Origin of the sequence: Gordoniibacillus kamchatkensis (assembly GCF_000829455.1) — a bacterium.
In the GTDB taxonomy this organism is placed as follows: Bacteria; Bacillota; Bacilli; order Paenibacillales; family NBRC-103111; genus Gordoniibacillus; species Gordoniibacillus kamchatkensis.
Map to the genome: position 1 here is coordinate 37,778 of NZ_JXAK01000048.1, position 20,409 is coordinate 58,186.

Annotated in this window: 17 protein-coding genes and 3 pseudogenes; 11 read left to right on the plus strand and 9 right to left on the minus strand. The window is 59.2% G+C overall.

Features of this window, described 5'->3' with window-relative positions; translation table 11 throughout:
- The first annotated feature begins 46 nt into the window (after window positions 1-46).
- Window positions 47-1,018, plus strand: coding sequence for a type I phosphomannose isomerase catalytic subunit (locus SD70_RS23495; protein ID WP_041050225.1), 972 nt, complete (start codon window positions 47-49; stop codon window positions 1,016-1,018).
- Between the two features lie 1,170 nt (window positions 1,019-2,188).
- Complete coding sequence (locus tag SD70_RS23500) at window positions 2,189-2,956, plus strand: hypothetical protein (RefSeq protein ID WP_197081124.1); 768 nt, start codon at window positions 2,189-2,191, stop codon at window positions 2,954-2,956.
- A 73-nt stretch (window positions 2,957-3,029) separates the two neighbouring features.
- Here SD70_RS23500 and SD70_RS23505 read toward each other — a convergent pair whose 3' ends face one another.
- Window positions 3,030-4,790 carry a B12-binding domain-containing radical SAM protein gene (locus SD70_RS23505; protein ID WP_041050227.1) on the minus strand — a complete coding sequence of 587 codons (1,761 nt, stop codon included), beginning with the start codon at window positions 4,788-4,790 and terminating at the stop codon, window positions 3,030-3,032.
- 90 nt (window positions 4,791-4,880) lie between these two features.
- On the minus strand, window positions 4,881-5,120 hold the full coding sequence (locus SD70_RS23510) for a hypothetical protein (RefSeq protein ID WP_041050235.1): 240 nt from the start codon (window positions 5,118-5,120) through the stop codon (window positions 4,881-4,883).
- Window positions 5,121-5,390: 270 nt separating this feature from the next.
- Here SD70_RS23510 and SD70_RS23515 point away from each other — a divergent pair, with 270 nt between their 5' ends.
- Both SD70_RS23515 and SD70_RS23520 read left to right on the plus strand, forming a co-directional pair.
- Window positions 5,391-6,497, plus strand: coding sequence for an RluA family pseudouridine synthase (locus tag SD70_RS23515; protein ID WP_082053605.1), 1,107 nt, complete (start codon window positions 5,391-5,393; stop codon window positions 6,495-6,497).
- A 101-nt stretch (window positions 6,498-6,598) separates the two neighbouring features.
- Entirely contained in the window at window positions 6,599-7,789 is a 1,191-nt protein-coding gene (locus tag SD70_RS23520; RefSeq protein ID WP_082053603.1) for an S-layer homology domain-containing protein, read from the plus strand.
- A gap of 259 nt (window positions 7,790-8,048) precedes the next feature.
- Here the strand turns inward: SD70_RS23520 and SD70_RS23525 are convergent, their stop codons facing one another.
- On the minus strand, window positions 8,049-8,657 hold the full coding sequence (locus tag SD70_RS23525; RefSeq protein ID WP_041050239.1) for a hypothetical protein: 609 nt from the start codon (window positions 8,655-8,657) through the stop codon (window positions 8,049-8,051).
- 177 nt (window positions 8,658-8,834) lie between these two features.
- Between SD70_RS23525 and SD70_RS23530 the strand changes: the two genes are divergently transcribed.
- From SD70_RS23530 to SD70_RS37130, 5 genes and pseudogenes are all read left to right on the plus strand, one after another.
- Window positions 8,835-10,103, plus strand: coding sequence for an MFS transporter (locus SD70_RS23530; RefSeq protein WP_052487805.1), 1,269 nt, complete (start codon window positions 8,835-8,837; stop codon window positions 10,101-10,103).
- Between the two features lie 143 nt (window positions 10,104-10,246).
- Entirely contained in the window at window positions 10,247-11,275 is a 1,029-nt protein-coding gene (locus SD70_RS23535; protein WP_231571462.1) for a glycosyltransferase family 2 protein, read from the plus strand.
- A gap of 22 nt (window positions 11,276-11,297) precedes the next feature.
- Entirely contained in the window at window positions 11,298-11,795 is a 498-nt protein-coding gene (locus SD70_RS33860) for a GtrA family protein (RefSeq protein WP_052487807.1), read from the plus strand.
- Window positions 11,773-13,152, plus strand: a pseudogene (gene wsfD / locus SD70_RS40680) (glycan biosynthesis hexose transferase WsfD); the annotation flags it as partial. The gene SD70_RS33860 and the pseudogene wsfD, both read left to right, overlap by 23 nt.
- A 207-nt stretch (window positions 13,153-13,359) precedes the next feature.
- A complete protein-coding gene (locus tag SD70_RS37130; RefSeq protein ID WP_197081126.1) occupies window positions 13,360-13,653 on the plus strand; it encodes an alpha/beta-type small acid-soluble spore protein in 294 nt (97 codons plus the stop codon).
- A 588-nt stretch (window positions 13,654-14,241) separates the two neighbouring features.
- On the opposite strand, the gene SD70_RS38495 is transcribed toward SD70_RS37130, so the two are convergent.
- From SD70_RS38495 to SD70_RS23555, 3 genes are all read right to left on the minus strand, one after another.
- A complete protein-coding gene (locus tag SD70_RS38495; RefSeq protein WP_231571465.1) occupies window positions 14,242-14,343 on the minus strand; it encodes a YjcZ family sporulation protein in 102 nt (33 codons plus the stop codon).
- A 54-nt stretch (window positions 14,344-14,397) separates the two neighbouring features.
- Complete coding sequence (locus SD70_RS23550) at window positions 14,398-14,676, minus strand: 50S ribosomal protein L33 (protein WP_156158157.1); 279 nt, start codon at window positions 14,674-14,676, stop codon at window positions 14,398-14,400.
- A 229-nt stretch (window positions 14,677-14,905) separates the two neighbouring features.
- Complete coding sequence (locus SD70_RS23555) at window positions 14,906-15,130, minus strand: DUF1128 domain-containing protein (protein ID WP_041050243.1); 225 nt, start codon at window positions 15,128-15,130, stop codon at window positions 14,906-14,908.
- Window positions 15,131-15,267: 137 nt separating this feature from the next.
- Here SD70_RS23555 and SD70_RS23560 point away from each other — a divergent pair.
- A pseudogene (locus tag SD70_RS23560) lies at window positions 15,268-15,668 on the plus strand (secondary thiamine-phosphate synthase enzyme YjbQ).
- Here the strand turns inward: SD70_RS23560 and SD70_RS23565 are convergent.
- The 3 genes and pseudogenes from SD70_RS23565 to SD70_RS23575 all read right to left on the minus strand — a co-directional run bounded on the left by SD70_RS23565 (window position 15,649) and on the right by SD70_RS23575 (window position 18,828).
- The gene (locus tag SD70_RS23565; RefSeq protein WP_082053604.1) at window positions 15,649-16,344 is read right to left on the minus strand and encodes a TetR/AcrR family transcriptional regulator; all 696 of its coding nucleotides are present in this window, start codon (window positions 16,342-16,344) and stop codon (window positions 15,649-15,651) included. The pseudogene SD70_RS23560 and the gene SD70_RS23565 overlap by 20 nt on opposite strands.
- Before the next feature lie 63 nt (window positions 16,345-16,407).
- Window positions 16,408-17,040, minus strand: coding sequence for a YigZ family protein (locus SD70_RS23570; RefSeq protein ID WP_041050245.1), 633 nt, complete (start codon window positions 17,038-17,040; stop codon window positions 16,408-16,410).
- Between the two features lie 436 nt (window positions 17,041-17,476).
- Window positions 17,477-18,828, minus strand: a pseudogene (locus SD70_RS23575) (glucose-6-phosphate isomerase).
- A 151-nt stretch (window positions 18,829-18,979) separates the two neighbouring features.
- Here SD70_RS23575 and SD70_RS23580 point away from each other — a divergent pair.
- Window positions 18,980-20,242: an NAD(P)-binding domain-containing protein gene (locus SD70_RS23580; RefSeq protein ID WP_041050247.1), complete on the plus strand. Its 1,263-nt coding sequence runs from the start codon at window positions 18,980-18,982 to the stop codon at window positions 20,240-20,242.
- The last annotated feature ends 167 nt before the right edge of the window (window positions 20,243-20,409 follow it).

Below are 20,409 nucleotides of genomic sequence, written 5' to 3' on the forward strand. Positions count from 1 at the left end.
AAGGCTGTCTAATTACGCAATCGGTTTGAAGGTAGGAGGACTTAATATGGCTGTTAAACCGTATCCGCTGCAATTTCGGTCGGAGATGAAAGAACGCGTCTGGGGCGGACGGGCTCTCGCGCAGTTCGGCCTGGAGCTGCCGGAGGGACGCATCGGCGAAGGCTGGATGATCGGCGACCACCCGAACGGCACGACCAAGGTGGTGAACGGCGAGCTTGCCGGCCGCGGCTTGGACGAGATCCGCACGCAATTCGGACGCGAATGGTTCGGTTCGAAAGGCTTTTCCGAGAAAAACGGCAGGTTCCCGCTGCTGATCAAGCTGCTCGACTGCGACGACGACTTGTCCGTGCAAGTGCACCCGAACGACCGGTATGAGCGTCTGCCGAAAGGCGAGCTCGGCAAAACGGAAATGTGGTACGTGCTGGACGCAAGGCCTGGAGCCAAAATCATTTACGGCTTGAAGCCGGGCGTCACCCGCCAGACGCTGGAGCAAGCGATCCGGGACGGGCGCATTATGGACTGCCTGCAAGAAGTGCCGGTCGAAGCCGGCGATTCGTTCTACATTCCGGCGGGAACCGTGCACGCGCTGTGCAGCGGCGTGCTCGTGGCGGAAATCCAGCAAAATTCCGATACGACTTACCGGCTCTACGATTATAACCGGCCGGGGCTGGACGGCAAGCCGCGCGAGCTGCATATCGAAGATTCGCTGAACGTGATCGCTTATGAGGGGGCCGGCGCGACGCGGATGAAGACGCATTTGAGCGGCCCGAACGAATGGCTGACGCTGGCGGAATCGCCGTACTTCATTACCCAGAAAGGCCGGGTCGACGGGGAATGGAAGCTGGCTACGTCGGCTGAAAGCTTTACGATACTGATCGTTTGCGACGGCAGCGGCTCCATTGTGTGGGACGGCGGACGGCTTGAAACGAAAGCCGGGCAATGCTTCCTGCTGCCGGCGACTTTAGGCGAATACGCCCTGACGGGCGGGATGACGGTTCTGCGCAGCTGGGCGCCGTGAGGTAGCGGCGAGGGTAGGTTAGGCTGGGTTAGGTTAGGTTGGGTTAGGCTATATTAGAATTGGTTAGGCTTGGCTTGGCTTGGCTTGGCTTGGTTTGGCCAGGCTGGGTTTGGCTAGGCTAAAGTTATCCAAGTGGCCAGTCCGTAATGATGGTGTTTAAGCAGCTTTGTTGCGCAAAGGCTGGCGCACAGCTGCTTCTGGTGTTTGATGTATGGCTAATGCCCCTGTCAGAAGCAGGATATTGAATTTGCTATTTCCGGCATGACAAAAGAAGCCTCCACCCCCAGCTGTTTAACAGAAAGGGTTGGAGGCTTTTTGTTCATAATGAATGATTGTCTGCTCGTTCCATCAAGGAAGACTCTTGGGACCCATCGTCGTTACCCGGCATGCAGCGTTGCTCGGATTGTCGGCGTTTATGGCGTTTGCGGCGTTTGTGGCGTTTGCGCCGTTTGTGCCGTTTGTGCCGTTTGTGCCGTTTGGCGCGCTAGGAAGCTTGTCAGGTCAGTAAAGTGAGTAAGGCACAGCGACCAAATTCTTTAATTTAAGCATCGCGGGACGCTATTTTACGGCAAATCGGTGCAAAAAGTGCGATTAAGACTTGGTTGACTTTTAGAGAGTCAGTTGTTCTTTAATTATGGAATCTCCCTTCGCAAACCTCACATTTCGCCGATCAAGTCGCTATTAACGCATAAATGGGCGCTTGTTAGCGACCTTGTTCTCAATCGGCCTGACGGAAGCTTCGACACGTACCATACCCACCGCCTTACGGACGTACCGGTACACACCATGACCACGGCAGACGGATACATCGACACGTACCATGACCACGGCCGGTTGCCACGCTGGGGCGGTCAGCTAAGGCCAGTAATTATGGCAAGCGCCGGCAACGCGCGCTGCAGCTGCGCATGCCTCGTCCACCGGAGGCGGTAGCGGAACGGCCAAGGTCTTAGGAAAACGCAAACGCAAGCCGGTCACGTAAGCGTCGCAGAGACTTCATCGCAAAAGCCGCTATCGGCAGGCCTGCGAGCCGCCGAAAACGGCAGCAATGATGAACAAAACTCAGCCCGAGGTACAAAGAGGGAAAAAACAGTAAAAACATTTCCATTTTTCTTCCTCACTACTCATATACAATGAAATTATCCTATCTGCATGAGGAAAGAAGGAATACCTTTGTCCGAACATAACCGACAATCTTATGCTGCGCATTGGCCGGGTGCCGATGCGGTGCCGCTGCAAGCTGCCGTGTGGCGGCTCAGAGTGCGCGGCTGCTGGAACGAGGCCGCGTCCTTGCTGGCCGAAGCAGCGCGGCACAATCCGGCCGCGGCGCTGGAATGTGCAGCTTTGCTCACGGAGAAATGCTTGTTTACGCACGACGGGTGGCAGGACGCCGAGGAGGCTATGACCCACGCCGAAGCGATGGCCGGCGATGACAAGGCAGCGGTCGGCGCAGCCGCAAGCGAGCGCGCTTTTCTCGCCTATGCGGCGGCGCTGGCCGGGGGTCAAGATCGGAAAGCTGAAGCTTTTGCCGCGCTCGACAAGGCGGGTAATTGCTTGGACGAGCATTCTCCCGGCTGGGCGCAGCACGAGTTCAGGCGGGGATTGTTATTCGAAAACCTGACGGGCGATCTGGTAGCGGCACAAGCGGCGTATGAACGCGCGCATGCGGCGGCGGAGGCGAACGGAGACGCTATGCTGCTGTCGTATACTTCACGGCACTTGGGTTCGATAGCTCAGCGGTCAGGCGAGTTGAACAAGGCTCATCACTATTATTCCGAGTCATTGCGGCTGCGCGAAGAAACGGCGTTTGCAATCGGCATCGCTCCCGCTCTCGCCGCACTCGCTTCGGTCAGCGCAGAGCCTGAAGCTTCCCGCCTGCGTGCCGAAGCGCCCGGTTCGTACGGGCTTTCGACGGCGTGCCGGTATGGCTCGCCGGATTAAGCGAATAACGGCCTGCAACAAAATCGCCAGCACCGCAATAAAACGCGGCACTGGCGATTTTTTCACGCAATCCTTACACCGCCGCCGCATCGCGCAGCTTCATGCCGTAATGCGATGCCGGCGCATCGGCCTCCGGCGGGTAATACACGACAAGCAGTGTCGGCCCCTCGCGCAGCCCCCCGCCCGCTTCGTACGCGGCGAGGTCGAACGGCAGCAGCTCGACGACGGCGTGCTTGTGCAACTCCTTCTCGCCAAGGCCGAGCGCGGCGAACGCCGGCGACACGTCGTGCGGACGTTCCGCGGCGCGCCGAATGTACTCCGCCTGCTCGGACTTGCCGAGCCCGAACTGCCACCAAATTTTGCGCGGCTTGTATTTGTGGCCGAGGAAATAATCGAGCTTCATGAGCCCGAGCGCCACGTCCGGCCGCTTCACGCCGCGCCGCTGCAAAAACTGCCACAGCCGCACGAACAAATCTTCTAGCTGGTGCCCGATTTTCTGCCAGCCGCGCTCCTCCCAATAATCGCCAAACTCCTGGAAGAAGTCGAACGCGGACGGGAATTCCTCGCGAATCAAATAGTTCAGCGTCCGATCCATCCGGTGCGCGTTCCAGTACTTCTCCAGCACGTCCTCCACCCGCTTGATCCGCATCAGGTCGTCGAACGGCATAATGTCGTTGCCGAGAATTTCGTACGGCGCATGGTCCATGTAGACGTAGCCCCATCGTTCTGCGTCTAGGCGCAGCCCGGTGCCGCGCAGCATTTTCAGGAAACCGAGCTGCAGCTCTTCCGGTTCGAGCGCAAACACGTCGTTGAACGTTTTGCGGAACGAGACATAATCTTCTTCCGGCAGGCCGGCGATGAGGTCGAGGTGCTGGTCGATTTTGCCGCTTTCCTTGACCATGGTGACGGTGCGCGTCAGCTTGGTAAAATTTTGCCGGCGCTGCACGAGCGAGTTGGTCAAGTCGTTCGTCGACTGGACGCCGATCTCGAACCGGAACACGCCGGGCGGCGCATGCTCCTGCAAAAACGCCAGCACCTCCGGCCGCATAATGTCGGCGGTAATTTCGAACTGGAACGTGCAGCCGCCGTGGTTGTCGATCAAGAATCGGAACATTTCCATGGCGTAATCGCGCTTGATGTTGAACGTCCGGTCGACGAACTTGATGAGCTTCGCCCCGGCGCCGATCAAGTAAAGCAAATCGCGCTTCGTCCGCTCGATGTCGAAATAACGGACCCCGACCTCGATGCTGGACAGGCAAAACTGGCACGAAAACGGGCAGCCCCGGCTCGTCTCGAAATAAACGACGCGGCTGGCGAGCGAAGGTACGTCCTCGGGAAAACGGTGCGGCGACGGGATGTCGTCCAGGTTCAGCTTCGGGCGGCCCGGCATGAGGACGATTTCCTCCCCTTTACGGTACGCGAGGCCATAGACAAAATGGAACTTGCGCTCGCCCGAAAGCTCCTGCAGCAAGTGCTTGAACGTCTCCTCGCCCTCGCCCATGACGATGAAATCGACGTCCGGCAGCCGGCGCATCCAATAATCGGTGTCGTACGATACTTCCGGTCCGCCGAGAACGATCTTCAGGTCGGGGCGGATTTTTCGCAGCATGCCGATGACGACGATCGTCTCTTCGATGTTCCAGATGTAGCACGAAAACCCCACCACATCGGGACGCCTCGCGTACAAGTCGGAAACGATGTTCATGGCAGGGTCTTTAATCGTATATTCGGCAATGTCCACGTCGAACTCGCCCTGGCAAAACGCCTTCAAATAGCGCAGCGCGAGAGAGGTGTGGATATATTTGGCGTTAAGCGTGGCAACGACGACATTCATGGCGGTGCATCCGGCCTTTCGTTCTGTATCGGTAGCGGTCATGCTACCATTCTACACGACGAAACCCTTCGTGACAAAACCGGGCGCACGCTACTGCAAGCCTAGCTCGGGACTCGTCAGCACCGGAGGCTCGTACGCATTCGCCGGCACATCCTGAGGCGCACTGGCTTGAGTCGACGCCAGCCACTCTCGCGCCGGACCGTACAGCCTCTCCTCCAGCTCCTGAATCTGGCTTTGCAGCGCGTTAGCCGCATCGCCGTCCTGGCTGCGCAGTTCCCGCTGCAAACGCTGGCGCTCGTTCAGCAATTGCGACATCTGATAGAGCAGCATAACGCTACAGCCTCCTTCCGGCAAAACGTTTCGGGCAGCGCTAAGCGCTTTCAACCCGACACGTACCAGCATGCCCGTTTTCACCCCCGGTTATGCCTGCCGGGAAGCAATATGGTATAGTGGAAAGCAGTGAAAACGAGGGGATGAATGAAATTGCCAAGCGATAAACGAAACGGTAAACATAGTGATAAACGGAGGCCACGGACGCAAGGATCGTCTGCGGGCGGGCGCCAGCGCAAGGCGGCGGAACGGAACGGCAGCAACGAGGCGATGCGGGGCGGACCGCGCGGCTCGCGGCGCGCCAAGCAGGACGGTGCTGCCGGGCCGGGCGCGGCGAGTCGGCGCGGGGGCACTGCCGCGGCTGGTGCGGCGAGCCGGCGCGGGGGCACTGCCGCGGCTGGTGCGGCGAGCCGGTCGGAGCGTGCAGCTGGGCCTGGCGATGCGGGCAAGCCGGGCCGTGCCGCAAAATCGGGCGCTGCAGGCAAGCCTCAGCCGCCGCGCTCTTCCGGAGACAAAAGCTACACCGTCGACCAGCCGGCAGAGCTGCTTGCCTTTTTGCTGGAAACCGTAGCGAACCGCGGCCGCAACTCCATTAAATCGATGCTCGCGCGCGGCCAAATCGAAGTGAACGAGAGAGCGGTAACGGCCTATAATTACCCGCTCCAGTCAGGCGATATTGTCACCGTCCGCAAGCAAGCGGCGGTGGAGACGATACCTTTGGCGGGAATGGCGATTTTGCACGAGGATGAAGATATTGTCGTCATTTTGAAGGAGGCCGGGCTGCTCTCGATTGCCGCTTCCCGCGAGGACGACGAACTGACGGCGTACCGCCAGCTCACCGCGCATGTGCGGCAAACTGACCCGAACGGGCGCATTTTTGTCGTGCACCGGCTTGACCGCGATACGTCGGGAGTGATGATGTTCGCCAAAAGCGAGCAGGTGCAGCAGCAGCTGCAGACGGGCTGGCAGGACGTCGTCCAGGAGCGCACATATGTAGCGCTGGTGGAAGGAATGGTGCGCAAGCCGGAGGGCCGCATCGAGTCGTGGCTGAAGGAGACGAAGACGCTCAAAATGTACTCCAGCCCCCACCCGAACGACGGCCAGCACGCCGTGACGCACTACAAAACGCTGCGCGCGAACCGCGATTTTTCCTTGCTCGAAGTGCAGCTGGAAACCGGCCGCAAAAATCAGATCCGCGTCCATCTGTCGGACATCGGCCATCCGATCGTCGGCGACAAAAAATACGGCTCTCGCTCGCGCGCGATCGGCCGGCTCGGGCTGCACGCCCGGGTGCTGGCGTTCCTGCACCCGCGCACAGGCGAGCCGATGCGCTTCGCCACCGACATTCCGAAGGCGCTGCTGCGGCCATTTCAATAGTTGCAAATCTGTCGCAAATTACAGTCCGACGGCTACAACTTTTCCGCGCTTGCTACGTCTAATTATGGTAGAATCTGGATTGAAGTTGGAGGCTGGTTCGGATGCGAATCAAGACGTTAAGGAGCGTTGTAGCAGTCACAGTGTGCCTCAGTTTGGCGGCTGCACTTACGGCTGCGGTGGCTGCCGCCGACGTAAAGGCACCGCCGCCGGAAGAGAAACACTGGGTATATGCCGAGCTGAAAGAGTATAAGCAGTTGATCGCACCGCTTCGGGACGAAGCTTTGGCGTCAGGGCCGCTGACGCAGAAAGAGTGGAGCGAGTTCCAAACGGATGTCCTTGACGGCGGCAAGCTCGACGCCCCAATCGCTCCGGACCGCTGGGCGACTATGCTGAAGCTGTCCGTCCGGATGCCGAAGGACCGTGTCGACGAGCTGCTCGCCACCTATGTTTACGGCCTGCTCACAGCGCCGGATGCGGCGGCTATTGCCCGCGAGGACGCTGTAGGTGGACTCGTCAAGCTGCTGACGATCGAAACGATCAGCGGCGAATGGCAGAGCGAAGGCGAAGTGGACGCCTCGAGGCAGCTCGCCGATTTTCGCGACATAGACGACAAGCAAACCGGGCTCGTCAGCATTGCATACCGGGACGGCATCCTCGACGCCACGGTAACGAACGGCAAAGCGTTCCGGCCGAAAGCGAAGCTGACGCACGCCGAAGCCATTTCGATGATGGATCGGGTCGTCAAGACGTACGCCGGAGTTACGCGCAGCGTCTCGTGGCCGTCCTCGCATTGGTCGGCGGGCGAAATGACCGCCTTCTTGAACAGCTACGGCGCTGCAAGCAACATCGCGTTGAAAGCGCTGCTGCAAAGAAACGCCCCGGCACAAGCGGCAGAGCTGGATAAACCGGTCCCGGTGAAGCTGTGGCACGAGCTGCTGATCGCCGCGTTGAAGCTGCCGGCCGACAGCAAGCTCCCGAACGGCCGCATTTCCTATGAGGACTATACGATCAAACTTGCCGGCGGAGCATACATCGCGCGCGATCGTGCGATCGCAGGCGCGGTGAAACTCGGCGGCCCTCTCCGCGACGCTACTCCGAAAGAACGCGAGGAGGCGCGGAAAGCGTTCGCCGATTACGATGAAGCCTTCGACGACAGCAAGCTTGCGCTCGCTGTTCACGAAGCGCTTGTCGGCGGTTACGCGGACGGCACGTTCAAGCCGCGCAGCGAGCTGACCTACGGCGAGGCGTTCGTCCTCGCAGCACGGCTCTCCGCGCGCGGCACGAGGTCTTGAGGGAACAAAGGGACGGATTCGACAGACGGGGATCTCTGCCGGGCTGGGGCAAGCGGAAGCGGCTCGGCGGCGAGGTTCGCCCGCGGCCGGCCCGCCGCTGTATGTGCTCGCACCGCAATTGCAGCGGCGGGTTTGGGCAGCTCGCCCGCTCCAAGTGCCTCCGCGACAATTGCAGCTGCGCTCTCCCTGCCGGTTCGCATCCAGGAACCGACATCCATCTCCCTGCACAGCACAGCCCGCCTTACATTGCACAGTGCAGCTACTCGAAATCGACCTGATGATCCAGCCTGATCTCTTTCACTTCGTGGACGAGCGAATACCCTCCCGGCACGAGCGACAAGCCGATGCCGGACATATCGTCGGGAAGCCTGGGGGCGACTTGGAACCGAAGCTCCGCCCGCATGCCGCCGCCGCTCCTTCCGATGCTGCGGGTTTCGTAATCGGCGTTTTCGCCTAATACAACGAGATCCAGCATCGGTCTGAGACTGACGTTCGGTTCCGCCTCACCCTCGAGCTTCGCCTCCACCGCCAGTTCGCTGTAGCGCTCGTATTGCAACGCGTGGGTAATGAGAAACGTGCAATTCATCGCCCGCGCTTTTTTCATAATCGGAAGCACCCCGATCGGCGATTCCGGTTTGGCCGGAATCATCGGTGCATGGGCATTCATGGCATGAAGGAAGCGGCTTATTACGTCGACCTCCAGGCCAAGCTCGCTCGACCATTGAAGCAGCGTCTCCTTCGGCGGAAACATCCGTTTCTTCCCTGCCAACCGGCGGCGCTCGCCGTAAAGCCGGAGCATCGATTCGTCTATGCGCTGTATCTCGTCGCTGTAATGTTGCGGTACGGCTCTCATTTCTCCCCAGCCCATACAATCCCTCATCTCTTCCAAAAGTCGAACATATCGTAGCATAACTCGGGGAAACTTTCCTTCGCAACTCGAGCCCGGCGTATCGACATATTGCTCCCAATCGCGCTCTGATCAATCGTGCCAAGCGGCCCCTCGGCGACGAGGGCCAACCGATATCCAGGAAATGGGGACCGAAACATGATCGCTCTATTCCAAAACCGCGCGTTCACGAAGCTGTTCCTCGCCAATTTCGCGTCGCAGCTCGGAACGGTCGTCGGCAATATGGCTTTTGCCTTCTACCTGCTCGACCGCTTTGCCGAACAGCCGTACTACGCCACGCTGGCGGAGCTGATGTACGCGCTGCCGACGCTGTTTGTTTTCTTCGTCGTCGGCGTCGCCGCCGACCGCTTGAACCGCAAGCGCATCGCCGCGAACAGCGACTGGATTCGCGCCGCACTGACTGCGCTGCTGCTGCTTGCCGTTCATCTCAATTGGTTGGTCCCGGCCTTCGCCTTGCTGTTTTTGCGCAGCGCCGCGTCCAAGTTTTTCGCTCCGGCCGAAGCCGGACTGCTGCAAGGCATTTTGGCCGAGGACCAGTACATACAGGCATCGGGCTTGAATCAGACGGTTGCGGGGCTGTTTATGCTGTTCGGCATGGGGCTTGGCGTCATCGCCTACCGGACGTTCGGCATCGAAGGCGCGGTCGCCGTTGACGGCGTCAGCTTTCTCGTCTCCGGCGCGCTTATCGCATCGTGCCGGTTTGCGGATGAAGTCGTGCTGCCGAACGGACCGGCGCGCCGGGAGCATTTTCGCTGGAACGCCGTCTGGTCCGACTTTCGCGCCGGGCTGTCGTACATTGTCCGAAACCGGCTGCTGCTTGCCATCATCTCGGGCTACTTCATATTCGGCTTCGTGAACGGCGTATTCGCCGTGCTGCCGATGTTCACCATGAAATATAAGCTGAGCCCGGAACATTACCAGACGTACTCGTCGCTCATTATGATTTGCCTCGGCATAGGGTTCCTGCTCGGCAGCGCGTTTGCCGCTCCGCTGATCAAGAAGCTGTCGCCCGCCCTCGTATTGATCGGCGGTGTGCTGCTCTGCGGCGGCATGGCGTTCGCGCTCGGGCTGGCAGACGCCGTTTGGTTCTATTTGGCGCTCTTCCTCATTCTCGGCGTGATCATCGCTCCGATCAACGTTGTACTGGGCGGCTGGGTTCCCGAGCTCACCCTGCCAAGCCAAATAGGGCGCGTGAACGCCTGGATCGATCCGATTCAGATGCTCGCCCATTCGTTGTCGCTCGGCCTTGTCGCCCTGCTGTTTCCGGCCATTGTCTCGATCAGCGCCATGCACTTCGTGCTCGCCGGATGCTTGCTTGCCGCCGGCCTGTACTATGGAATCGTCCTGCCGCCGCTTGAGCGGAGGCGGCGTCTCGCCGCTGCGCAGCAGCGGTCGGCTTCGTCCTGACGGCAAGCGCAAGCCGGGACTCCCAACGCGGGAGCCCCGGCTTTTTTTCATTCGGCTCACGTTTGGCGCATAGACATTTGGGGGAAAATGGAACCGTCGCCCACCTCCCCCCAAGGGGCACACAAGAAACGGAGATGGTACGCATGGCATCCGAGCCGCCTGTACTGATGATTGTCATACCATGCTATAATGAAGAAGAAGTGCTGTCGTCCACGATCGCGACGCTGTCGGACGAGGTGGCGCGGCTCGAAGCCGAGGGGCTCGTGGCGCGGCGCAGCGGGCTGCTTTTCGTCGACGACGGCTCGCGCGACAGCACCTGGCAGCAGCTCGAGCAGCACGCCAAAGTGAACCGGCGCGTATCCGCGCTCAAGCTGGCTCGCAACGCCGGCCATCAAAACGCCCTGCTGTGCGGGCTGCTGCGGGCGAAGGAGCTCGCCGACTGCGTTGTCTCGATCGACGCCGATCTGCAGGACGATATCGCCGTCATCCGCGAATTCGTCCTCCGCTTTCGCGAAGGCTGCGACGTCGTCTACGGCATTCGCCGCAGCCGCGCCGCGGACTCCCGGTTCAAGCGCCTTACTGCCGTCGGCTTCTATCGGACGATGGCCCGCCTCGGCGTGCAGCTTGAGCACAACCACGCCGATTGCCGGCTGCTCAGCCGCCGCGCTTTGCAGCAGCTGGAACAGTTCCGCGAAGTGAACTTGTTTTTGCGCGGGCTCGTGCCGATGCTCGGCTTGCCGAGCGGGCGCGTCTATTACGACCGCAAGCCGCGCCTTGCCGGGGAAAGCAAATACCCGCTGCGGCGCATGCTCGGCTTCGCCATGGAAGGAATCACCTCGCTCAGCATCCGGCCGATCCGGTTTGTCGCCGCGCTTGGCTTCGCCTTGTCTGCGGCGAGCTTCGCCGCCGCTCTCTATACGCTCGCCAGCAAGTGGCTCGGCCTCGCGATCAGCGGCTGGTCGTCGCTCATGCTCTCGGTCTGGCTTCTGGGCGGAATGCAGCTGCTTGCGCTGGGGCTGATCGGCGAATATGTCGGTAAAATTTATTTGGAAGTGAAGAAGCGCCCGCGTTTTCTTATCGAGACGGAGCTGCTCTCCGCGGATACAGCGCTGCAGCCGGAGGACGGCGCTGCTCTCGTTCCCGCCATCCTCCCGGAAGCGAATATTTCATAAATGCAAAGGGGCGAATCCGGGCATGATCCGGTCTCAAATGCTGCGCAGCGGAGCTGCGGGCTTGTTTCGTTATGCGGCCGTTGGCATCGTCAATACAATCGTCGGCTTAGCGCTGACAATGCTGCTCCTCAATAAAGCCGGCTGCTCGTACTGGACGTCCGCCGCTGCCGGCACGGCCGCCGGGGTCGCCGTAAGCTACGCGCTGAACCGCCGCTTCACGTTCCGTTCGCGTTTGCCCGTCGCCGGCACATTGCCGCGCTTTATCGTCGTTGCGGCGCTGTGCTATGCCGCCGCCTACAGCTGTTCGCGGCCGCTCGGAACGGCGCTGGCCGGCCTCCTGGCGGGACCCGTAGGCGCCAGCGGCGAAGATGAGGTTGCGCTTGCCCGCAATATCGCCGCACTGCTAGGATGCGTTTTTTACACCGTGCTCGGTTACTGCGGGCACCGCTGCTGGACGTTCCGTTCCCACTACGCGCAAGGAGGCTCCGAGTTTCCTCATGACCACCCCGACCCGTTATAAGCTGCCTCGCATCTTCCGTCCGAAGCCCGGAATCGACCGGCTCGCTTTGCTCGCGGCGGCCGCCGTCATCGGCTTGCTGCTGCTTGCGCCTCCGCTTATCGGCGTCGCCAACAACGGCGATTTCGAGCGCATAATGGGCACGGTCGGGCTCGCTTACCCTGACAGCGGCGAACCCGCGGAGAACCGTTATTTTCACTACATTTACGGTAAATTTCAAATCAAAAGCCTCGGGCTCGGCGGCTACGTCTCCTCGGAAATCCCGATTGTGCTCGCAGCCATTGGGCTTAACCGGCTGTTCTACAGCTCGGACCTGTTCGACATCAGGTTCCTCGGAGCCGTGTACGCGGCAATGTTCTTGGGGGCTTTTTACATCGTTCTCAGTTGCCTTCGTCCCCTGCCGCGGGCAGTACGAGTGGTGCTGGCTGCTCTGTTCGTCGCCGTTTTTTGCGATATCGGGTATGTCGCTTACTACCACTCCCTCTATGGAGAGCCGACGGCGTTTGTGTTCCTGCTCCTGACGGCCGGGCTCGCCCTAACTCTGGCCCATCGCGCCGAACGGCCCTCCGCTGCGCTGCTGGCCGTCTTTTTTGCTTGCGCTGCCGCATTGACCGCAGCCAAAGTGCAATACGCGCCGGTCGGACTGCTGCTGATGATGCTCGCGTGGCGTTTTCGCCGCCTGCGCAGCGATTCCCGCTGGCGGCGCACATGGTTATGGGGCATTGGGCTGCTCGCCTTAACGGCTATCGGCATTTACGTCACCGCGCCGAAGGAATTTAAGGCCATTAATCATTATCAGTCCGTTTTCAACGGCGTGCTGTTCCGCTCGCCGGACCCTGCCGGCGATCTTTCCCGTCTCGGCCTCGATCCGAGTCTTGCCGTGCTGGCCGGAACGAACTTTTTTACCGCTAATCCGCCCATTGCTCCTACCGATCCGCGCCTCAAGCCGCTGTTTTACGACAAAATTTCGCACTCGCGCATTGCGGCGTATTACGCCCTGCACCCGTCGCGCCTGTTCGACAACGTGCGTTATGCGGCCGACAATGCGATGATGATTCGACCTTATTACCTGGGAAATTATGAGCGTTCGGCATCGTTCGCCCCAGGCGCACTGTCGATGAAATTCGGCTGGTGGAGCGAGTGGAAAAAAAGCAGGCTCCCGCGCAGTCCGGCTGCCTTTGCCGTCTTTTTTTGCGGATGTATGGCAGTGCTCGCCTATTACCGCCACCGCTCGCAGCCGATTCGCGTCCAATTGGCGGCCGAGGTGCTGCTCACCGTCGTGTGGATCGCCGCGTGCGCCTTTCTGACGCCTCTCATCGGAGACGGAGTTTCCGACATTAGCAAGCACCTCTTCTTGTTCAACGTATGTTTGATTTGCTGGCCGTCTGCGCCGCCACCTGGCTCGTCCACGTTGCGCTTCTCGCCGCCCGGGCGGTATGGGGGCGTTTGGCACAGCGCGGCGGGGAGGGGCCGCTGCGCGAAGGAAGGGCATAACTTCGCTCATATTCGCCTGCTCTCTGGGTACGCTACTAGTACGATTCGTCATTTTCAAGGAGGTGCAACGTACATGTCGCGAAGACGCAGCAACCGGCCGCTTGTGCCTAACGCCGGGGCGGCGCTGGACCAATTCAAAGCGGACGTGATGCGCCGCGAAGGCTACCCCGCAGCGCGGCCCGAAGAAGTGAAATACGAAGTGGCCAAGTCGCTCGGCATCCCGCTCAATTCGCGCTATAACGGACAGCTCAACACCGAGGATGCCGGCCGCATCGGCGGTCAAATCGGCGGCTCGATGGTGCGCGAGATGGTGCGTCTGGCGCAGCAAAAGCTGGCCGGAAGCCGTCCCCCCGGCGGCGCCAGGTAAGCCGGCGCAGGAAAGCTTTCCGGAACGGATCCGAGACACCCGCATGTGTGACGAAATCGCATAATTGCGCCCGCCAAGTCTCATCCTCAGGCTATTAAGAAAGACACGACGTGGGCCTAAAACATGTGCATTGCGGGAACGCCTGTTGGCTGGCAATGCATGAGCAGCGCTACTTTCCTTGGAAGCCTTAAAGGAACTTGTGGTTCCGTTATTGCCCGGATAGAGGGGCATCGGATTATCCTTAACGGAACGAGGTTCCGTTATAGGCCCTGAACAAGAGCTATTTCTCCCTACCAAGTGGAAATAACGCACTCCCGTTCCGCTAAATTCGGGAAATCCCCGGGAAATACGCCATTAACGGAACAGATTTCCGCTAACCGAAAGGAACAGGAGATATCTCGCTCAAAGGCCCGCATCGGCAAGCAAAACTTGGCCTGAAACGCACTGTTCGAAAACAAAAGCTATGAACTTAAACATTCTGAAGCGGTAAAATCGGAGCTCCCCCCACTGGCCGGTTCCGCCAAGCGAACGCAAACAAAGGCGCCCTTTCCCGTGGGAAAGGAGCGCCTTTGTGCGAAGATGGCTGCCTTAGATTACGAAAGCTCTCGAAATAATGACGAGGAGAATAAAGAGTACGAGAATAGCGGCAGTGGAAGTAAAACCGGCACCGTAACCTGCTACATGAGACATATTCGTCACCCCCTTCCTCAAGTTTTCCGTGCGGCAAGTTGGGGGCAAGGCATGTTACCAGAAGTAACCGGGATACCCGTAGTAGCCGGGATAACCGTATCCGTAGCCGTACGCATACGGCGCCGTGCCGATCGCGAGCAGATCGAACAGAACGAGCGGAGCAATGAATGCTTTGGTTTGAATTCTTTTCTTACCCGATTTCGGCACGAGCACCAATTCCTGGCCTTTGATGCGCACAAGCTTCCCTTCAGCCACCGTACCGTCTTTTTTGAGCGCATACACATACTTGCCGATAAGCGGCCGAACTTGCGACTTTGTAATTGTCGGTGTCAATCGATTCCACCTCGATTCGCCTGCGAATGTATAACGATTCATACAGTGTAGCTTATGCCTTATGCCGGTTAGCGTTTTGGATATTTGTCCCATATCGCCCGAAAATAGGCGGCAGATGTGCGTCGCGCATATGGATCGCAAGCAGCAAAAGGCCTCCCCGATCCGAAGCCGGAAAATCCGGCTCCGAAACGGAGAGGCCTATCGTTAACGGCATGAATGTGCGAACCGGTTACGCTTTGCGAAGCTTGCCGAGCTCCGACGTGATGGCGTCGATCTCGCTGATCGAGAACGCCGACTTGGACATCACCATGTCGTACAAATCTTTCAAATCCTCGTACAGCGCCGGGTCAAAATGGCCCCCCTTGAGCGACCCTCCGGTCGCCATGCGCAGCTTCTTCTTGATTTCTTCGAACATGAATTCCACGTTCGCTTCCGACCACTTAGACAAATCCATGCGCCGGCATCCTTTCCTCGAACGGGCGTCGGCCCGCCTGCTGTTGTATACTTAGCATAGAGGACCGGGGGAAGCGAGTCAAGCCGCAATGAGGCTCCGCTCCCCCGCAGCGAATTACCAAGGAGGGCATTCCGGTCATGCTGCATACGTTCACGCTTACTACTTCCCGGCGCGACGAAGTCGTCGACCTTACGCACCGGGTAACCGAGCTCGCCGCCAAAGAGCGGCTGCAGGACGGGTTCGCCATCGTCTATTGCCCGCATACGACAGCCGGCATCGCCATTAACGAAAATGCCGATCCCGACGTCAAACGAGACATTCTCATGCGTCTCGACGAGCTGTACCCATGGCGCCACCCCCGCGACAGGCATGCGGAAGGCAACACTGCGCCCATCTTAAAACGCTGACGGTGGGCACATCGCAAACCGTGCTGATCGACAGCGACCGGCTCCTGCTCGGCACGTGGCAGGGCATTTACTTTTGCGAATTCGACGGCCCCCGCTCACGCACCGTACATGTCAAGCTGTTTCGCGGGTAGGCTTCTTCTGGTTCCCCATCGGAAATTCCATCGACGGCCCTTCCGGATACGACTCCGTTTTGCGGCTGACGGTCTGATGCTCGCTTAGCGCGATTTTAAAGCTGTGGCTGAGGAAGTGCACGTGATCCTCGGCCAGCTTCTCCACTTCGCCGTACGCCTGCTTGTAATGAATGCAGTAGGAAATAAATCCGTGCAGCGACATGAACATCGACCACGGCAGCGTATAAAAGGTGTCGGCGCTGCCCCCGTAGCTGGCCACCACCTCGCGCACGACGGAAGAGAACAGGTCAAGGCATTGCGCCTGCTCGGTTCGCGAATACGACAAAATTTCCGCATCGTCGATCATGAACATGATCTCGTAATGGTTCGGGTTGTCGAGGCCAAAGCGGATGAACTCCAGCATCCAGCTTTGCAGCAGCGCAATGCCCGGCTGCGGATGCAGCTTCATCAGCTCGCGTTGACGGTGCAGCAGCGTGCTGAAGTCGTCCCGGATCAAGGCGTAAAACAGCTCCGCCTTTTCTTTGAAATGATAATACAGCGCACCATGGCTGTAACCCATTGCCTTTGCGATGCTTCGCATCGTTAAAGCGCGATAGCCGTGGGTGGCGAACAAACCTCTGGCTTCCTCCAAGATGCGCTCGCGGCTCAGTTCTTGAGCGACCGCTTTCCTTGCCATGGAAATCCCTCGCTTTGCTAGGCTCGATATGAAATTTTCCGATTTCCGACTCTGCTCCACTGCCTATTCCTGTTTAGGAATATACGTGCTTTCCCCCGACTCGATTTGAGCCTGCCCTTGCGTCAAGTCCGTCATCCAGGCGATGAACGCTTCCGCTTCGCTTTCGAGCGGATAGCAGACGACCGTAACCCGGTCCGTATACACCGTGGCACCGAGCAGCATGCCCCGGGCCCGCAGCTCGTTCTCGACTTTGCCGAGCCATGTGTAATCGATGCCGACCCGTACTTCGCGCCTATACTCCATCCACACCGGGCCTGCGGCTTGGATCGCCGCAACCGCTCCGTCCGTGTACGCCCGGATAAGCCCGCCCGCTCCGAGCATAATGCCTCCAAAATAACGCGTAACGACGATGGCCGCATCTTTGATGCCTTGACTCTTGAGCACTTCCAGAATCGGCTTGCCCGCAGTCCCGCTCGGCTCTCCGTCATCCGACTGCTTCTGAATTTCGTCCCGCTGCCCGATCACATAAGCGTAGCAGTTGTGCGTAGCCGACCAATGCTCCTTCCGGATCTCCTCGATGAAGCGGATCGCTTCCTCCTCGCTAAGAACCGGGCGGCAATGGCCGATGAAACGGGATTTCTTGATGACAATTTCGGCGGCTGCGGATGACTGAACGGTTTTGTACTTGTCGATCATGGAAGGCCCTTCCGGGATGGTGACGTTGCTATTTCATATTATTGTACCTGAAATGGCTTGCGTTGCACAACCCTAAATTCTGAAAAAATTGCCATGTCCGAAGTGCAAAGGTTTGTGCAAACGCTTGTGCGGAACGGGCTGCCCGTTTCGACCGTCGTCCAAACCGGTGGCGCATGCGTAAATGCAAAAGCCCGCTCCGGCGCAAAAGTGCAACGTGCTGTGCACAATGGACGAAGCGGGCTTTGACTTTATTTTGCCGGGTTTCCGCGCCGCCCGAGAAAGGCGGGGCAGAGGCTGGGAATGCGGGTACACCATTGAACTCGTTTCCCGCCATGTTTTCTAATTTCGGGGAACACGAGTGCGGGCGAAGCAGGAGACGCACATTCTTAAATCCCCAGCGCAGCCATGCTTTCTCGGGCAGCCCGGTTTTCCACGCTTACTGCTTCAACCGCGCCTCAAGAGCCGCCTTCTCGTTCTCGAAGCCCGGTTTGCCGAGCAGCGCAAACATGTTCTTCTTGTACGCCTCGACGCCAGGTTGGTCGAACGGGTTGACGCCGAGCAGATAGCCGCTGATGCCGCACGCCTTCTCGAAGAAATACACCATGTAGCCGAACGTATACGGGGTCACGTCCGGCAGCGTCACGATCAGGTTCGGCACGCCTCCGTCGGTGTGCGCCAGCATCGTCCCCTGGAACGCCTTCTTGTTGACGAAATCCATCGTTTTGCCGCTCAGGAAATTGAGGCCGTCCAGGTTCGCCGGATCGGTTCCGATCGTTACTTGCTCCGGCACGTCCTCGACTTGCAGCACCGTTTCGAACATGATGCGCGAGCCTTCCTGAATGAACTGGCCCATCGAGTGCAGATCGGTGGAAAAGTCGACGGACGCCGGGTAAATGCCTTTGCCGTCCTTGCCTTCGCTTTCGCCGTACAGCTGCTTCCACCATTCCGATACGTAATGCAGCGCAGGCTCGTAGTTCACGAGAATTTCCGTGGACTTGCCTTTTCGGTACAGAACGTTGCGCACCGCCGCATATTGGTAGCTGATGTTTTCTTTCAGGTTCGGGTTCGCGAAATCGCTGCGCGCGTCGGCGGCGCCCTTCATCATTGCTTCGATGTCGATGCCGGCCGCAGCGATCGGCAGCAAGCCTACCGCCGTCAATACGCTGTAGCGTCCGCCGACGTCGTCAGGGATGACGAACGACTCGTAGCCTTCCTCGTTCGCCAGCTGCTTCAGTGCGCCGCGCGCTTGTCCGTCGTCGCGTAGATCCGTTTGCGCGCCGCATCTTTGCCGTACTTTTTCTCCAGCAGCTCGCGGAAAATGCGGAACGCGATCGCCGGTTCCGTCGTCGTGCCCGATTTGGATATGACGTTGACGGAGAAGTCTTTTCCATCCAGCAGCTGGAGCAAATGGTTCATGTAAGTGGAGCTGATGTTTTGGCCGGCGAAAACGATTTGCGGCGTCCGGCGCTGCTCCTTCGGCAGCATGTTGTAAAACGAATGCGTCAGCATTTCGATCGCCGCGCGCGCGCCCAGGTAAGAGCCGCCGATGCCGATGACGACGAGCACGTCGGAGTCGGACTGAATTTGCTTGGCCGCTTGCTGAATGCGGGCGAATTCTTCTTTATCATAGGCTACCGGGAGGTCGATCCAACCGAGGTAATCGCTCCCCGCCCCAGTCCCGTTATGGAGCTGATCGTGCGCCAGCCGCACCGGCTCCGCCAAATAATCGACTTCATGCTGGGCGAAGAACCCCAGAGCCTTGCTGTAATCAAACTGCAGTTTCTTCATCCGTAAAAGCTCCTTCCTATATATGGATCTCTATGTGCTACGTCTAGGATATCGATTTGCTCCGGCAAAAGCAAGCAAGCCCCAATGCCGAACAACCGACATTCCCATCCGGCGCCGGCCCGTGATACAATACGAGACAGAGGTGATTATCATGAAGCGAATCGGATTCATCGGGTTGGGCACGATGGGGAAGCCCATGGCCGCCAACCTGCTTAAAAAAGGCCACTCCGTCACCGTGTACAACCGGACTGCCGGCAAAGCGGACGAGCTCGTTGCGCTCGGCGCCGAATCGGCACGGACGCCCGCGCTCGCAGCGAGAGGCGCCGACGTTGTGTTCACGATGCTGAGCAACGATGCCGCGCTGCTCGAAGTGTTCCACGGCGAAAACGGCATTATGGCCGGCCTCGCGCCCGGGCAAACCGTCATCGATTGCAGCACCGTCTCCCCGGCTACGAGCCGCCGCTTGTATGAGGAGCTGGCCGGGCACTACGTCGATTTCCTCGATGCTCCCGTCACCGGCAGCAAGCCCGCCGCGGAAGCGGCTACGCTCGTCTTTATGGTCGGGGGCAACGAAGATGTGTTTGGCGATCTTTTCAGCTTGTTCATGGAGCTCGGCAGCAAGGCTCTGTACATGGGCCCGTCCGGATCCGGCTCGTACACGAAGCTGGCGCACAACGCCATGGTCGGCATCAACGCGCTGGCGCTGATGGAAGGACTGGCCCTCGCCACCAAGGCAGGGCTCAATCCGGAGCGGTTTCTCGAGATCGTAAAAGCAGGCTCTGCATACAGCCGCCAAGTCGAGCTGAAGGGGCCGAAAATTCTCGAGCGCGACTTCAGCAACCAGTTTTCGCTCAAGCTGATGCTCAAAGATTTGCTTCTGGCCTCCGACCTGACGTCGCAGTTCCAGCTGCCGGCTCCTATGCTGCACGGCGCCGCCACCGTTTTCCAAATGGGGCTGGCCAAAGGCTACGGCGAGGACGATTTGAGCGCGGTCGTGCATTGCTATGAAGAATGGATCGGACGCGCGATCGAGAAGTTTACCGTTTCCTCCTCTTCGCCGGAGCCTATCCCGTCCGGTCGGGACCGCCGCCGCGCCCAGCGCGTGCATCTCGACATTCAGCTGCTGCTGTCCGTGTATCAATGGGAGCAAGAAGGAGCCTTCACCGGCCAAAATATCGAAGGCACGCTGCGCGACTTGTCCGAAAACGGGCTTCAGATCGCCTCCAAGTTCCCGCTTGCGCAAGACATGTTCGTCGTCATCCACTTTCCGAAAGAAGCCGATCTGCCGCCGATTACCGGCCGCATCATCCGCGTCGAGACGCATCCGAACGAGTTCCGGTACGGCTGCTTGCTGTCTGGCCTGTCGCCTTATGTGCGCGTCAAGCTCGAGCAGTACATCCAATCGAAGATATAAACCGGCGCTTGGAAAAATGAGGCTGTCCCCTTGGAATCTGTCGGGGGACAGCCTTTTTGCATGTTCTGCCCGCGGGAAGCAGGATGACGTCTTGCTTAACATGCAAGTCGTCAAGGCGATGAACCAGTTCATGCTGTCGTACCCTCTCGTGGGCTCGATGTATCTCG